Source organism: Nitrobacter vulgaris (genome assembly GCF_002028545.1).
Taxonomy (GTDB): Bacteria; Pseudomonadota; Alphaproteobacteria; order Rhizobiales; family Xanthobacteraceae; genus Nitrobacter; species Nitrobacter vulgaris.
Genome location: NZ_MWPQ01000025.1, coordinates 1 through 15,483 on the forward strand (window position 1 = coordinate 1; position 15,483 = coordinate 15,483).

14 protein-coding genes are annotated in these 15,483 nt (G+C 61.3%); 8 read left to right on the forward strand and 6 right to left on the reverse strand.

The features are described 5' to 3' along the window. Positions 1–100 precede the first annotated feature (100 nt). Complete coding sequence (locus B2M20_RS05460) at positions 101–1,198, reverse strand: 5-(carboxyamino)imidazole ribonucleotide synthase (RefSeq protein WP_079446068.1); 1,098 nt, start codon at positions 1,196–1,198, stop codon at positions 101–103. After that, positions 1,195–1,683 carry a 5-(carboxyamino)imidazole ribonucleotide mutase gene (purE, locus tag B2M20_RS05465; protein WP_079446069.1) on the reverse strand — a complete coding sequence of 163 codons (489 nt, stop codon included), beginning with the start codon at positions 1,681–1,683 and terminating at the stop codon, positions 1,195–1,197. The genes B2M20_RS05460 and purE overlap by 4 nt, the downstream gene beginning before the upstream one ends. Before the next feature lie 121 nt (positions 1,684–1,804). On the opposite strand from purE, the gene B2M20_RS05470 reads away from it, so the two are divergent. After that, positions 1,805–2,488 (forward strand): GGDEF domain-containing protein, encoded by a 684-nt coding sequence (locus B2M20_RS05470; RefSeq protein WP_079446070.1) that lies wholly within the window; start codon positions 1,805–1,807, stop codon positions 2,486–2,488. Between the two features lie 73 nt (positions 2,489–2,561). Here B2M20_RS05470 and B2M20_RS05475 read toward each other — a convergent pair whose 3' ends face one another. Continuing rightward, positions 2,562–2,768 (reverse strand): YdcH family protein, encoded by a 207-nt coding sequence (locus tag B2M20_RS05475; RefSeq protein ID WP_009799179.1) that lies wholly within the window; start codon positions 2,766–2,768, stop codon positions 2,562–2,564. A gap of 240 nt (positions 2,769–3,008) precedes the next feature. Here B2M20_RS05475 and B2M20_RS05480 point away from each other — a divergent pair, with 240 nt between their 5' ends. Then, positions 3,009–3,194, forward strand: a complete 186-nt coding sequence (locus B2M20_RS05480; protein ID WP_079446071.1) for a YdcH family protein — start codon at positions 3,009–3,011, stop codon at positions 3,192–3,194. Positions 3,195–3,355: 161 nt separating this feature from the next. Here the strand turns inward: B2M20_RS05480 and B2M20_RS05485 are convergent, their stop codons facing one another. Further along, entirely contained in the window at positions 3,356–4,459 is a 1,104-nt protein-coding gene (locus B2M20_RS05485) for an NAD(P)/FAD-dependent oxidoreductase (protein WP_079446072.1), read from the reverse strand. Between the two features lie 494 nt (positions 4,460–4,953). Between B2M20_RS05485 and B2M20_RS05490 the strand changes: the two genes are divergently transcribed. From B2M20_RS05490 to B2M20_RS05500, 3 genes are read left to right on the forward strand one after another with little or no spacing between them, the layout of a single operon-like run. Continuing rightward, positions 4,954–6,102 carry an ABC transporter ATP-binding protein gene (locus B2M20_RS05490; RefSeq protein WP_079446073.1) on the forward strand — a complete coding sequence of 383 codons (1,149 nt, stop codon included), beginning with the start codon at positions 4,954–4,956 and terminating at the stop codon, positions 6,100–6,102. Further along, positions 6,099–7,013 (forward strand): ABC transporter permease, encoded by a 915-nt coding sequence (locus tag B2M20_RS05495; RefSeq protein WP_079446074.1) that lies wholly within the window; start codon positions 6,099–6,101, stop codon positions 7,011–7,013. Before B2M20_RS05490 ends, B2M20_RS05495 begins: the two co-directional genes overlap by 4 nt. Then, complete coding sequence (locus B2M20_RS05500; protein WP_173815921.1) at positions 7,013–7,831, forward strand: ABC transporter permease subunit; 819 nt, start codon at positions 7,013–7,015, stop codon at positions 7,829–7,831. Before B2M20_RS05495 ends, B2M20_RS05500 begins: the two co-directional genes overlap by 1 nt. A 50-nt stretch (positions 7,832–7,881) precedes the next feature. On the opposite strand, the gene B2M20_RS05505 is transcribed toward B2M20_RS05500, so the two are convergent. Continuing rightward, positions 7,882–9,825, reverse strand: coding sequence for an AsmA family protein (locus tag B2M20_RS05505; RefSeq protein WP_079446175.1), 1,944 nt, complete (start codon positions 9,823–9,825; stop codon positions 7,882–7,884). 299 nt (positions 9,826–10,124) lie between these two features. On the opposite strand from B2M20_RS05505, the gene B2M20_RS05510 reads away from it, so the two are divergent. Beyond that, complete coding sequence (locus B2M20_RS05510; protein WP_079446076.1) at positions 10,125–10,832, forward strand: CoA transferase subunit A; 708 nt, start codon at positions 10,125–10,127, stop codon at positions 10,830–10,832. 78 nt (positions 10,833–10,910) lie between these two features. Next, a complete protein-coding gene (locus B2M20_RS05515) occupies positions 10,911–11,561 on the forward strand; it encodes a 3-oxoacid CoA-transferase subunit B (RefSeq protein ID WP_079446077.1) in 651 nt (216 codons plus the stop codon). A 133-nt stretch (positions 11,562–11,694) separates the two neighbouring features. Here the strand turns inward: B2M20_RS05515 and B2M20_RS05520 are convergent, their stop codons facing one another. Beyond that, positions 11,695–14,661, reverse strand: a complete 2,967-nt coding sequence (locus tag B2M20_RS05520) for a sensor histidine kinase (protein ID WP_079446078.1) — start codon at positions 14,659–14,661, stop codon at positions 11,695–11,697. A 260-nt stretch (positions 14,662–14,921) separates the two neighbouring features. Here B2M20_RS05520 and B2M20_RS05525 point away from each other — a divergent pair, with 260 nt between their 5' ends. Further along, positions 14,922–15,302 (forward strand): phasin family protein, encoded by a 381-nt coding sequence (locus B2M20_RS05525; RefSeq protein WP_079446176.1) that lies wholly within the window; start codon positions 14,922–14,924, stop codon positions 15,300–15,302. Positions 15,303–15,483: the final 181 nt, after the last annotated feature.

The window sequence follows — 15,483 nt, forward strand, 5'->3', positions numbered from 1 at the left end:
TTCGACCTTGCAACTTGACGAGCGTCATGCTGCGAGAGCATGCTGGCGTACAGAGAGACTTTGACTGCTTTCTCTATTTCCTTCCGCTCTTAGGACGTTGTCAGTCGCGGCCCTTCACCTCTGTCACATGCCCCATCTTGCGACCGGGGAGCGGGGGGCCCTTGCCGTAGATGTGAACGGCGGTGCCGGGCACGGTGAGCCACCGCCCGTAATCGAGGACGTCCTTGCCGATCAGGTTTGTCATGACGGCACTACCCCGCCGGACCGGCTTGCCGAGCGGCCAGCCGGCGACTGCGCGAATATGCTGCTCGAATTGCGAGACCGAGGCGCCATCGAGCGTCCAATGACCGGAGTTGTGGACTCGTGGTGCGATCTCATTGACGAGCAGCGTTGGCCCGCTCGCGCCGGGTACCACAAACATTTCCACGGCCAGCACACCGACATAATCAAGGGCAACAGCAATTTTCTCTGCCGTGTCGCGAGCCTGCGCGGCGAGCGCATCAGGAATCGCGGCCGGCGCGCGCGAATATTTCAAGATGTGATCGTGGTGCTCGTTCTCGGTCACGTCGAAACATTCGACACGTCCATCGACACCGCGCGCGGCGATTACAGAAATCTCACGCTCGAACGACACGAAGGTCTCGACGATTGCGGACTTGGTGCCGAGATCGTCCCACACCTGATCAAGATCGTCGCCCGCGCGAATGATGGCCTGTCCTTTGCCATCGTATCCGAAGCGACGGGTCTTGATCACGGCGGGAAGGCCGATGACGTCGATTGCTTCGCGAAGCCCCTGCGCCGACGCCACGTCGGCATAGGCGGTAGTACCGATCCCAAGACCCGCGACAAATTTCTTTTCAAGCAAACGGTCCTGCACCGTTTCCAGGATACGATGATCTGGCAGCACCGGCCGGCGTGCGGCGAGGATCATCGCGGTGGCCGCTGGGACGTTCTCGAATTCATAGGTGATCACGTCGACGTCGGCTGCGAACAATTCCAGTGCCTCGACGTCGGCGTATTCTGCGCAGGTGGCGTTCTGCACAACGTCGAACGCCGGGGAGTCCGGGTCCGGCGAGAATATCTGACACTTGAGGCCGAGGCGTGCGGCCGCCAAGACCAGCATCCGGCCGAGCTGACCGCCGCCGAGAATTCCGATGGTGCCTCCCGGTTTAAGCGTCGGCCGCCGAGAACCAATCACGCTGTTTCCTCCGGGCGCTCGGCTACTGCATCCGTCTGCCGCTTGCGCCAGGCGGCAAGGCGGCCAGCGAGCGATGGGTCATTGAGCGCCAGCACGCTTGCCGCCAGCAGCGCCGCATTGATGGCGCCGGCCTTGCCGATCGCGAGCGTTCCCACTGGAACGCCGGCCGGCATCTGCACCATGGAATAGAGCGAGTCGACCCCGGCAAGCGCCCTGGACTCGACGGGCACGCCAAGCACCGGAAGTTCCGTCAGCGATGCCGCCATGCCGGGCAGGTGCGCCGCGCCGCCTGCGCCCGCGATGATGACCTTGAACCCCTCGGCCTTGGCGCCCCGGGCGAATGTAAACAGTCTTTCAGGTGTGCGGTGCGCGGAGACAATCCGGTTTTCACTGGTGATGCCGAGCGCGGCCAGCGTTTCCGCGGCGTGGCGCATGGTCTCCCAATCCGACTGGCTTCCCATGATGATGGCGACAACGGCGGTCATTTATCTATTTGTTTGTTCGGGAATCCAGAAACCGATCCGAATTATAGGAAGGCGTCTTGACGAGGCAAGCAGCTGGGAATGAACTATCCTTTCTTGGTGAACGGCGGCAAGCCTTGCGACGATGAAAAAGACACCTAAAGCGGCTCGGTCCCCGACCGTCAAGCGGAAGGCTAGTCATCGCAAGGCAGCGTCTGCCGCGCAGCTGGCAGCGCTCGGATCCAAGCGCCAAACGGCAAAACCTGACCTGGCGGCAGATGCCAGGGCGGCCGTCCGCCGCCTCAAATCCCGGCTCGCGGCGGCCCAGGCGCGGATTGCGGATCTCGAGGCCTCAGCGGATACCGATCATCTTTTGGGCGTTCTCAATCGCCGCGGCTTCGAACGCGAACTGCGCCGCTCGGTAGCCTACATTCGACGTTATCACGCAAGCGGTGCGCTATTCGTGCTCGATGTTGATCGCTTGAAGCCCATCAACGACTCCTTCGGTCATGCGGCGGGAGATGCGGTGCTGAAAGCCGTGGTCGGCGCACTGTCGCGAGACGTGCGATCCTCCGACCTGATAGGGCGGCTCGGCGGCGACGAGTTCGCGGTGTTATTGTGGAATCTCAGCGAGACCGACGCCAAAGCGAAGGCGTCGATGCTCGAAGAAACCATCGACCGGCTGACACTGACTTTCCGTGGAGAGGCGATCACAACCGGAGCCTCGATCGGGGTCGCCATGCTCGGACCGCACATCGACGCGGCGAGCGCGCTGGAGCAGGCCGACTGCGAAATGTATGTTCGCAAGGCGCAGCGGCGCTGTCGTTGAACGGGTCATGCCTTGCGGCCGGTTGGGGAGGCACTGACGTTCATCTCCGACGACCGCGGGGGTCGCTCGGCGTTCAGGCAATAATATCCGGCGTGATCTGGTCTTCGATGAAGGAGATGCGGTCACGCAACTGCAGCTTACGCTTCTTTAGCCGCTGTAGCCGCAACAAATCGGGTGCAGGCGATTGATGCAGCGCATCTATGGCGGCATCCAGGTCGCGGTGTTCCTGTTGCAGACGGGCGAGCTCGGCTCCGAGTTCACGCTCTTCTTCGTCGGTCATGATGACGTACTGACTTGAATCGCGAAGAGTTTGCGAAGGGTTGGGGGAGTTTCTACTCCGCGAATTATCTCCCGTGCCCGCGCTGCGCGCAAGTCGCCGGGTTCCATGCGGGCGGGTTCATTTTGGAATCTCACAAATATGATCGATGGGCCTTTCTGTCCCATCGACAGTCGTCGCCATTCATGTAGACTTTACTGTTCGGAGCGAATCTGGGGGTCTAATCTCACCTAGGAGGTTCGAATGGCAATTCAGGCGCATCTCGCTGAACTGGAACGGAAACATCGAATCCTGGAAAGCGAATTGCACGATGCTCTCAGGCACCTTTCCACCGACGATACGAGGATTGCCGAGTTGAAGCGCCGAAAACTGATGCTCAAGGACGAGATCGAACGACTCAAGTTCTCCACAGCCGGGACCGTCCACTAAACTCTCGACCTCTCCTCTCACTTTTAGGGTCATGGAGTCAGTAGCCGTTTTGCTGCTGCTGCCGGTTCGCGCGGGCGGAGCCCAAACGATAGTGCCAGCTATCGCCCAAAGGGGGACACTCCGCTCGATAGCTGTTGCCTGTTTTCAATTAGCCTTGTTCGCTATTTCACGGCCAAGGCAGCGACATGGTCGGCAATCGCAAGTGACGAGGTCAGGCCGGGCGACTCAATCCCGAACAGGTTGATCAGCCCGGTCAGGCCGTGGTCTGCGGGTCCCTCGATCATGAAGTCCTGCACCGCAACCGCAGGCGGCACGATCTTAGGACGGATTCCAGAATATGCGGGGATCAGGGCACCGTCAGGCAGGTCAGGCCAGTAGCGTCGGATCGCCGGGTAAAACTGGGTTGCCCGCCCTGGATCGACGTCATAGTTCGGTATCTCGATCCATTCCACATCGGGGCCGAAGCGGGGCTGGCCGGCAAGGTCGAGCGTGAGATGCACGCCAAGGCCGCCGGGCTCCGGGACCGGATAGATCAGGCGCGAAAACGGCGCACGGACGCTGCAACTGAAATAGCTTCCCTTGGCGAGATAAGCGGGTGGAATCCGGTCGACGGGCATGCCTTCGATACGGCGTGCCACCGCCGGAGCGCCCAAGCCAGCGGCATTGATCAGCAGATCGCAGGCGAGTGTCATCGGCGAGTCGCCGCCGGTTTCGATTTCCAGCCCATGAGGCGTCGCCTTGGCGCCCAACAAGGGGGTAAGAAATGCGAACGTCGCACCGTCCCGCTCGGCGTCACCGCGCAAGGCAAGCATAAAGGTGTGACTGTCGATAATGCCTGTCGACGGAGATAGTAGCGCGGCCACGCAGTGCAGCGCCGGTTCGAGCGCGCGGGCATCGCCGCCGCTCAGGAACTGTATGTCTTCGACGCCATTGGCCTCCGCGTGAGCTCTGATGGCCCGCAACCTGTCGACCTCACGTTCGGTGGTCGCAACCACCAGCTTGCCGCAGGTGCGGTGTGGAATCCCGTGTTCCCGGCAATAAGCGTAGAGGGCGGGGCGTCCGCTGACGCAAGTCCGCGCCATCAGACTGCCGGCGGGATAGTAGATACCGGCGTGGATCACCTCGCTGTTGCGCGACGACGTTTCCGTTCCGATGTTGTCCGCAGCTTCGAGAACGATAACCTCGCGGCCGGATCGCGCGAGCTGCCGCGCGATCGCAAGCCCGATCACGCCTGCGCCCACGACCACGCATTCAACCCTGTCCATTTGGTAATCCGGACTGTTTTCTGTCGCCCGCGTAATTCCCGCTGGTCCGTCGCCTGGAATCCGATTCAACGTCTCCACGTTTCGGCATCATGCTCTAGCGGGGCCATTAATCATGAGAGATCGATTGTGGCAATCCAGGGCATATTTGCCAACCAATCTCAATCAGGCGCGATGATGCAGGTTTGTGCCATCGGATCTGTAACGACCAATATTCCGATCTATGGGTTACATCGAGGAGCATTGCTAGCGCGAGTGCAATCTCCGAGCCCGAATGCCGCATCCAAAACTCTGCCGACAACGTGTATTGCCGTTGGTCGGTTGATTTCGACATTCGCAAGTAGATGATGCGATCATTGGAATCGGATCACTAGAGCCTCTCCGCTTCTGATGGATCAGAAGTGGGACTCTATCTTTATGTTTTGATGCGTCTTCACGCGAACCGGTATCCACCTCGAAAACGCTATAGCCTTCATCGCGAAACGAGACGGGATGGAATGACGAAAGAAGCGAGACCTACCTCCGATGCGGCCGCCCCGTCCGACCTGCCGCTGTTGCAGGTCGATGCGGTCGTCAAGCGCTTTGGCGGATTTACCGCTGTTGATCGCCTGTCACTCGACATCAGGGCGGGGGAATTTTTTGCGCTGCTGGGGCCAAGCGGCTGCGGCAAGACCACGCTGCTCCGGATGCTAGCCGGGTTCGAGACGCCTGACAGCGGGCGCATCCGTCTCGGTGGTCAAGACATATCCGGCGTTCCGCCGCATCGGCGTCCCGTCAACATGATGTTCCAGAACTATGCGCTATTTCCTCATCTGTCTGTGCGAGACAACATCGCATTCGGGCTGAGGCGGGCGAGCCTGTCGCGCGCCGAGATCGATGCTCGCGTCGCGGAGATGGTGGCACTGGTGAGTCTCGATGGCATGGAAAAGCGCAAGCCGGAGCAGCTTTCGGGCGGTCAGAAGCAGCGCGTGGCGCTGGCGCGCGCGCTCGCGCGGCGCCCGCGGCTATTGCTGCTCGATGAACCGCTGGCCGCGCTCGACATGAAACTGCGCGAGTACACTCAAGCCGAATTGATGCGGCTGCAGCGCCAGCTCGGTATGACTTTCATCATCGTCACCCACGATCAGGAAGAGGCGATGATGATGGCGGATCGCATCGGGGTGATGAATGCGGGGCGTCTGGAACAGGTGGCGACGCCACGCCAGCTCTATGAAGCGCCGAACTCTCGCTGGATTGCCGAGTTCGTTGGCGGAATCAACATCATCGATGGCGAAGTGGAGTCGCGCGACGCCGGCCGCGTAACGGTCGCAACGCAAGCAGCGGGACAGGTGACGGCTGCGGCACCCGTGCAGGCGCTAACGACGGATCAGGTCTGCGTTGCAATACGCCCGGAGAAGGTTCGCTTGTCGCGAGGCGAGGCGACATCCGATGCGGGCGACGCGGCCGGGATCAACCGCTTGGAAGGCGTCATTTCCGGCATCAGCTATCTTGGCGGTCAGACTCGCTATCAGGTCAGGCTTGATCGCGGCGCGCTGCTGTCCGCGTCGGTTGCTAACAACGTTCGGCGGGAGGTTGACGCCTACGATAAGGCGGAGCGCGTGGTGGTGTGTTTCGCGCCAGACGATTGCATGGTGCTTGACCGATGAACGGGCGACGTCTTTTTTCCGTTCCCGCGCGCAGGGCGGCGATTGCGCCATTTCTGTGGATGTTGCTGTTTTTCTTGCTGCCGTTCGGCTTCGTGCTCAAGATCAGCCTGTCACAAACGGTGATGGCGCAGCCGCCTTATCTGCCCGTGTTTGATCCGGCTGAGGGCATAGCTGCCCTTAAGGCAGCCATTGCGGCGCTGTCGCCTGAAAATTTTAAGCTGCTTGCGTCGGACCATTTTTACGTCCTGTCTTACCTGCGAAGCGTTGTCGTCGCCCTGATATCGACGTCGATCTTGCTCGCGGTCGGCTATCCCATTGCCTACGGCATGTCGCGCCTGCCGGCACGCTGGCAACCGATTGCGATGATCCTGGTGATCGTGCCGTTCTGGACCTCGTTTCTGATCCGCGTCTACGCGTGGATCAACATTCTCCAGCACGATGGCATCCTGAACAACGTGCTGATGGCGCTGCACCTCGTCAGCGCTCCCGTCGTGTGGCTGTCCACCGATGCGGCGATGTATATCGGGATCGTCTACTCCTATCTGCCGTTCATGATCCTGCCGCTCTACGCGACATTGGCCAAAATGGATCCCGCGCTTCTTGAGGCTTCCGCTGACCTCGGCGGTTCGCGTCTGACCACGTTCTGGCTGGTGACGGTGCCGTTGTCGCTGCCGGGTATCGGCGCAGGCGCGCTGCTGTGCTTCATTCCGATTGTTGGCGAGTTCGTGATTCCGGATCTGCTCGCGGGGTCAACCTCGCCGATGATCGGGCAGACCTTATGGCTGGAATTTTTTACCAACCGAGATTGGCCGGTGGCGTCGGCGATCGCCGTCGTGCTGCTGGTGCTGCTGTTGGCGCCGCTTCTTATTAACGAGCGAGTGCAGCGTCGCCAGCTGGAAGAACTGCGATGATGGCAAGGCCCGCGCTCGCCAGACTGTCGCCTTTCAACATTACCGCGCTCGCGCTCGGGTTGACGTTTCTGTACCTGCCTATCGTCGTTCTCGTGATCTATTCGTTCAACGCCTCGCGGCTGGTGACGGTCTGGGGCGGATGGTCCGTGCGCTGGTACGTTGAACTTTTCAACGACGAGGCGATGTTGTCCGCGCTTGCGATGAGCCTGCGGGTTGCCGCAGTGTCGGCCACGGCCGCTACCGTTCTGGGAACGCTGGCTGCGGTCGCCCTGACGCGCGCCGGCGCCTTCCATGGACGCGCGCTGTTCTCGGGAATGCTGTACGCCCCGCTGGTGATGCCCGAGGTGATTACCGGACTGTCCTTGTTACTGCTGTTCGTTGCGGTCGATGCGCAGCGCGGGTTCTGGACGGTCACGATCGCGCATACGACGCTGACCATGTGCTTCGTTGCCGTGGTGGTGCAGTCGCGACTCGGATCGCTCGATCGAAGCCTGGAGGAAGCTGCGATGGACCTGGGCTGCGACCCCCTCCAGGCGTTCGTCAAGGTGACGTTGCCGCTGATCCTGCCGTCGGTCATCGCGGGCTGGATGCTTGCCTTTACGCTGTCGATGGACGACGTGGTGATCGCGAGTTTCACCACCGGTCCCGGGTCCACAACGCTCCCGATCCGGATTTATTCAGAGGTGCGTCTTGGCGTGAAGCCGGAGATCAATGCGATCTGCACACTGATCGTCGGATCGATCGCTGCGGTTATCGTGGCCGCGTCGCTGGCTTCGAAACTCTCGAGCCGGCAAGGCGAAAGCGCCGCACCCTTGTAGACGTTGGTGGAAGAAGGGCTTGGGATTGAGGAAGAGGCTTGCGGACAACGTCAGTTTGTACGCGACGCTCCGGACCCGGTCGGGGTGTCCGGAACGGTCGCCTCGGGAACTGCCTTCTGATCCGTTAGATGTTCGATCACCGAGCGAACCGCGTCGCGCGTTTTGCGGTCCCTGACCGCGTCGAGTAGGGGCGCTGACGCCTTGGACCGCCGTATCAGGCTTTCCGGATCGGGAAAGACCAGCGGATCGTCCCATGGTCCCTGGACCACGAACGGTAACTCGAAATTGTCGGCACCCGCTGACGACGTCAGGCTCGCGACGCCCTTGAGATCGTAGTCTCGCGAAGGCACCGAGGCAGTGCCGGTCAGAGTGAGACGCGCTGCAGGCCCTTCGACGCGCACGTCCGTCGCGACGGCGACCCCGTCGTCGAAATCGAGGGCGATGTTCAGCTTGTCGAATGGTGTCTTTCCGTTGCGGAAATTTCCGCCGCCGGAGAGCGGCCGCCGCTCCAGCCGCTTCAGCAGTTGCTCGACATTGAATCCGCTGATCGCGCCGTCGTGGCCGGTCAGAACCGCCGTCCCGTCGAGCGATTGCGCCAGCCCGTACGGACTCGATCCCTTGGCCTCAAGCGAAATATTCAGGTTGCCGCGCCCGGAGAGCCGGCCGGTGCCGAACAGATCGCTGAGGCAGGCTTGCAGATCGACGTCGATCAGCTGAAACTGCGCCTTCACATCGGCGGCCGCTTCGGCGTACGAGATGCCGAACGATCCCTTCGCGATACCGTCATAGATTTGCGCTTCGCCGATGCTGAGCGCGAGCGATCCGTTGCGAAGGTTGGCGCCGAGTGCGGTTTTGCCAAGCCTGGTGGAGCCGACGATGACCTTTGCCGCCGAAAGCCGCATGTCGAGGTCGGTGGCGGACAGCGCATGCAGATCGAATAGTTGCCGGTTCCAGTCGCGAGCTCCGCCGGCGAGCAGCCGGATCGTCTTGACATAAGGGGTGAAATCCAGCGTTCCGGCGGCAAGCGTGGCCTGCAGGGTCTGCCGTCCGTTATTGGCGTAGGTCATTACGCCCTCGGCGACATTGCCATCGATTTCGACGTTGACGTTCGTGAGCGCGACCGACGAGCCGATCATGCTGGCGCGCGCCTTGAGCGCGAAGCGATCGAAACCGCCGTCGCCGGGAGGAGGCTGTCCGATCCAGCGCAGCGCCTCGCGCAAGGAAGTGCTATCGGCGGAGAGCGTACCTTCCATCATCCAACTGATCGGGTTGGCGACCGTACCGTCAAACGAGAATTTCAGCGGTGCGCTGGCGACCTTGATCTTCAGGCCGGATCGATCGCCCGATAGCGCTGCAAGAAAATCACTGAGGCTTATGCTGCCGTCGACGCGTTCGCCGCGCCAGTCGAACTGTCCTGTCGCTGCGAACGAGCGGGAAATCGAGGGCCACGCCAGCGACAGATTGAGGTCGCGGAGGTTTTCGGAAATCTCACCGGCCGTATCCTCATAGCTGAGTTCGCCATTCTGGATTTGGATTTCCGAAAACGAGACCGGGCTGTCGGCTCCGGGCTTCATATTTCGCGCAATCGTTTCCACGAAGGGGGTCCAGTTGCTACGGCCGTCGGCAGCGCGCTTAACGCGGATGTGAGGGTGCAGCATCATGACGTCGTCGATCTGGAAATGCTGCATGAGAAGCGGAATCAGGCGCAGATTGGCGGTCAGCACATCGACGCTGAGTGCGGGAGCCTCGGCGTCGCTACCCTTGATGCGGGCACCATGGAAGGAAACATAGCTGCCGGGAAAAACCGAGACGTCGATGCGGCCATCTGCGACGAAGTCGAGTCCCGTCACCGTGCGGATCTGACTTTCGACGGCGTCTCGCAAGGCGTCGTGGTCGAGCAGCCGCGACATGGAGATCAGCCCCGACAGGCCGATCACCGCAACTCCCAGAACGGCCGCGACCGATATTCCCAGGCGCTTCATTCCTTGGGCCATCGTCAATGACATGTCCGGGGTTGGTTGACGCTTGCCGGCCGGTCGGACGCCGTCCGGCAGCGCCCGCAACTTGATTGGTTTTCTTGACGCTTTCAAGGCCGCCGACAGTCCGATTTTGACATTTACACGCCGCTACGGCGAGAGTTTTGCTGCTGTAAACGTGAATAGCGAATGTCAAATTCGCTACGCTAAGACGGCCATAGCTCCAATTGACGCCCCACGAGGATTTTGCCTAATACTCCCCTTTAACCCTGCCCGTGCGCCGGTAGCGGCGCTTTCCTCCTTGCAGGTCGCAGCTCATGAACAAAGTCTACCCCGACGCCAAATCGGCCCTCGATGGTCTCCTCAGGGACGGCATGATGATCATGTCCGGTGGATTCGGCTTGTGTGGCATCCCGGAAACGTTGTCCGATGCCATTCGTGACTCTGGAGTCAAAAATCTGACCTTCGTGTCCAATAACGCCGGCGTCGATGGAATCGGACTGAGCCGTTTGCTCGAAACACGGCAAATCAAGAAGATGATCTCGTCTTACGTCGGCGAGAACAAGCTTTTCGCCCAACAGTATCTTGCCGGAGATCTGGAACTTGAATTCAATCCGCAGGGCACGTTGGCTGAGCGCATTCGCGCGGGCGGCGCCGGCATTCCGGCGTTCTACACAAAAACCGGCGTCGGCACCCTCATTGCCGAGGGCAAGGAGGTGAAGGAATTCGACGGCCAGAAATATCTTATGGAGCGAGGGCTATTCGCCGATCTCGCCATCGTCCACGCCTGGAAGGGCGACACCGCTGGCAATCTGGTCTATCGCAAGACCGCGCGAAACTTTAACCCGATCATGGCGACTGCCGCGAAGGTTACCATCGCAGAAGTCGAACATCTGGTGCCCGCTGGCGAGATCGATCCCGATCATATCCATACTCCCGGCATCTTCATCAAGCGTATCGTCGAGGTGGGGAGCGCCAGGAAGCACATCGAATTCCGCAACACCCGTCCACGCCCGGCGGCATAGGCGCTTCTAGGCTCAGGACAGTGCTGGATCGCTTCCGATAAGCTCCTTGCAACGACAACAATATGACAGGAGAGCCCCATGGCCTGGACCCGCGAGCAGATGGCAGGGCGTGCCGCCAAGGAATTGCGCGATGGTTATTACGTCAATCTCGGAATCGGTATTCCGACGCTGGTCTCAAACTTCATTCCCGACAATATCGACGTTCAGCTTCAGAGCGAGAACGGCATGCTCGGCATGGGTCCATTTCCCTATGAAGGCGAAGAGGATCCCGACCTTATCAACGCGGGCAAGCAGACCGTCACAGAATTGCCGACCTCCAGCTATTTCTCGTCGGCCGACTCGTTCGGCATGGTGCGCGGTGGCCATATCGACCTCTCGATCCTCGGAGCGATGCAGGTGGCGCAGAACGGCGATCTCGCCAACTGGATGATCCCGGGCAAGATGGTCAAGGGCATGGGCGGCGCGATGGATCTCGTCGCCGGTGTCAAGCGCGTCGTCGTCGTGATGGAGCATTCCGCCAAGGATGGCCCCAAGTTGCTCAAGCGGTGCACGCTGCCGCTGACCGGCGAAAGGGTTGTCGATATGGTCGTTACCGATCTTGCGGTGTTCACCATCGACAAGCACGGCAAGGATGGCATGACGCTGATCGAGCTCGCCGACAGCGTCACGCTGGACGAGGTCAGGGCTAAGACCGAAGCCGAATTCGGCGTCGGGCTGCAGAGCGCTTGAGGACGATGCGCGACAGCGGCCAGAAGCCGATATCCGATGGCCTCAGGCGCTACAGACCCGGCCGCAGGGTTTCAGTCATAGATTTGACGCGTTTTCTTCACGCGAACCGGATTCCACTTCGCTCGTAAACGCTCTAGGATAGCGCGTTTGTTTGCGCAAATACCACTTCGATCAGCGTGCCGGAGTGTGGCCCCGTTTTGATGTGGAACTGGGCACGATTGGCCTCCACCAACGCCTTGGTGAGCGACAGGCTGACGTCTGCGCTCTTCGAAGCCTGATCGCTCGGCGCCGGTGTGCGGAATGGCTCCGTCGCCGCGGCCAACTCGTTTTCGCTGAGGCCGTGTCCGGTGTCCCGGACGCGCAACGCCACGTCACCGAAATCATTGATTGTCGTCGAGACGATGACCTGCCCGCCGGCATTGGCCAGATGGATCGAGTTTCCGATGAGATTGAGCGTGATCTGACGTAGCGCCTGTGCGTCCGCGACGACCGGCGGTAGCGTGTGCGCAAGCGAGGTTCGTATGATGATACGCTCGCGATTGGCCTGCGGCTGCATCACGGCGACGCATTGCTCGACGATTTCGTTGAGATTCTGGTTCACGAAGGCGAGATCAAGTTTGCCGGTCTCGATCCGCGACAGGTCGAGCAGGTCGTCGATGAACGCGATGATGCGTTCGCCCGAAGCACGGATGTCCTTCATGTACTCGACATAGCGCTCGTTTCCGAGCGAGCCGAATTTTTCATCGATCATCACCTCGGCAAACCCGATAATGGAGTTCAGCGGCGTTCTGATTTCGTGGCTGATCCGCGCCAGCACGTCGGCCTTTGCATTCGCTGCGCGCTCGGCCTGCCGTCGCGCCTGTGACAACTCGGTCTCGATTTTCTTTGACTGCGACAGGTCGCGGAACACGGCGAAAAAGTTGGGGCTTTCAGTCTGGGTCCGGCCCATCGTCATCGCTAGCGGGATCAGGCTGTCCTCGCGCACGCGGCCCAACACCTCGCGCCCGTGATCGAGCAGTCTTGCGTCGTCGTCCACGAGGCCCTTGAGATAATCGCGCACCGCGCCCTGGCTTTCCGGCGCGAAGAGATCGGCGAGATTACGCTGCGTGAGACTGTCGCCGGAATGCCCGAACAACGCTTCGGCGCTGCGGTTGCAAGCAGTGATGTGTCCGCCGTCGTCGAACATCAGGATGCCTTCGGCTGCGGTGTCGACGATGGTGGCAAGCTCCTCGGCGCTTGCATGGCCGACGCGAGAGGGCGCCGATGCACCGCCGCATATCAAGGCATGCGCGGGCTCGCCATCCCAGGCCATCACGAAAAGACGGGCGGTGATCGGTTGTTGCGGCGCGCCCGACGGTGGCGTTGCCGAGACCGTGACGGGAGAGCCAGTGGGCGGCATGCTGTCGGCGGCGGGCATGTCGGCTTGAACCAGGAGGGCATCGAGCCCGCCGGCCTCTTGCAGCGCCTGAAGACTGCTGTAGCCGACCTGCGCGAGAAACGCCGGGTTAGCGTACAGTGCGCGGCCGGCTCGGTGGATCATCACGCCGCCTGGAAGCAAGTCGAGGATCAGGCTGTCGCGCGCGATAGTGGCCTGCGGAGTCGGTTCGGGCGGTGACAATCCATCCACCTGTGTTTGGGTGGCTTCGGACGGCTTCTGCACGACCGGCTGCTCGGCGTTAGTTCCAGGCTCGGCGGCGTCGGGCTCGCCCTCCAGCCGGGCCGAGAGCTGGCGCGCCAGTTCGTTGAAGGCATTGTTCTCGACAGGCGTGAGAGGAGGCGGTTTCAAGTCGACCGGAGGCTTGAACGGCAGGACATTCTTGGGCGTTTCCACGGTGGTGTCCGGTTCTGTTGGTTGTTGCAAGAGTTCGGAGGGCTCGGTGTCGGCAGAACCCGCTGGGCCCGCCGGCGGCGGATGGGAGGTCTCGCTGAACGAAAATTCGTGGCGCCGATTTGCTGCGAGCCGCGCCAAACCCTCCCGATCGCGGCAGACGCCGAAGCCACGATAGCCGACGAAATTGCGTGCGCGGTCGTAGATCGGAAGCCCCGACAATTCGACACGCAAACGTGCATCCGATCCATCGACGGGCCAAAGGAGCGTGATGCCGCTCCAGGTGTCGCGGGTTTGGACCGCTTTCGCAACGCGGCCTTCAGGATCGAATCCGAATACGTCCGTGATCTCGCTCCACAACCGGCCGAATCCTGAGGCTGTTCGCATTCCGATGATGCGGGTGAATTCGTCGGATCCGAACGAGAAGCGGCCTTCGGCATCCATCCGCCACATGAAGCGCAAGGGATGGTGGCGCCTCTGCGGTGGAGAATCACGCGACGGACTTTTATCCGGCTCGGGCGGCGACTCGATGGCTTGCATCGGTGGAACGGTTGCGGTGTTCCGCAATGGAAATTCGGTCTCCGGTTCAGTCAACGGTGCCGGGTGAGTCGAAGAGCGCTCGGAGATGTTCGGCTCCAGCAGGGCGACAAGTCCAATGTCGTCGCCGCTTCCGACACGTTGCAGCACCAACTGCCAAAGTCCGACCGGGGTCTGGGCGCGACCCTCGCGTAGTGCATTGTCGCGCAAGCCGTCCAGCCCGCCCTCGGCGAGACTGCCAATGCCGAACAGCGGTCGTCCCCTGTTGCTGGCGGCGACGAACCGGCCGTCGCGCGAGAATGCAGCCACCGGCATATCGACGCCATCCACCAGTCGCTGCAATCGTTCGACAAGCGGCATGCCGCGACCGGCCGGCTCAGCGGCCCTCACGAGGATGGCGCTGCCGACGCCCGGAAATTCGAGCCGCGAGCAGGCGCAGGTGAGAAGGCTTCCTAGGCCGGCATAGCCCCGCATTCGTTCCAGCTGCACTGCGCCAGTGGGCGGCAGACGGCGCGCGAGCTGCGCCAGCTGCCGTCGGCGCGGGTCGTCGGGGTCGATGTGTCGTGAAGCAAGAGCGGAGGTGTTGGTTGCCCCGACAATAGAGACGCCCACCGGATTGGCCCACAGGATGCAGGCGCCGTCCAGCGACCACAGCCACGCGGGCAGGGCGCTCGCCGCATGAACGGCCAGCCGTGGGTCGGTCATACCCTGCAACTGGAAATCGGCGCTATTCATGGGCACCGCGTGTCAGATGTCTTGGGCTTTTGCCTTCGGCGGCTGCGCATGTCGGCTTTCATTGGCCGCAGTCCTAACAGATCGTCAGTATCGTGTCCGCCATGTCGGAGGTCCACGGCCGCTCTCCTGAAATCCCCGGCAAAGCCGGGATAACCTTAATTTGGCCGTTGTCATGGGACCTCCGCGATCGGTGGCACGTTGAGGTGGTGGGGACCGGAGGACCGGGACCCATGAAAGAACCACCACAGGGAGCGGCGACCATGAGCAACCAGGGACGGCATTTTGAAGTTTCGAACGAGATGCAGTCGCTAGCGGAGGCAGGTTTCGAGCAGGCACGCAAGGCGCTTGAGAGTTTTCTCGACGGCGCCCAGCAAACCGCCAATTCGATCGAGGGTCGCAACGAGGCGGTTCGCGACAGCGTTCGAGATATCAGCAGCAAGGCAATCTCCTTTGCCCAGCAGAATATGACCGCATCACTGGACTATGCCGAGCAACTTCTCCGCGCGAGGGATCTCGCGGAGGTGATGCGGCTGAATACGGAATATGTGCAGGGTCAAATGAAGGCCTTGAGCGAGCAGGCCAGCGAAATAGGGCAGAGCATGGGCCGGGCCGCCTTGGGAACCCGCAAACCTCAAGTCTAAGGGGCCAAGGCCGCTATTCGAGTTTTCGCGCTCCGCGATAAGTTTTGCGTCGCAATATATTGTTGCGTCGCACAAGGGAGTCATGGTAGGAGTAGATCAGATGCTGGCCTGATCAGTTCGCAATCAAGCTGAGTTGCAGGACGATCGTCGTTGCAGGTCACACCGCGTTCCCAACTGCAAA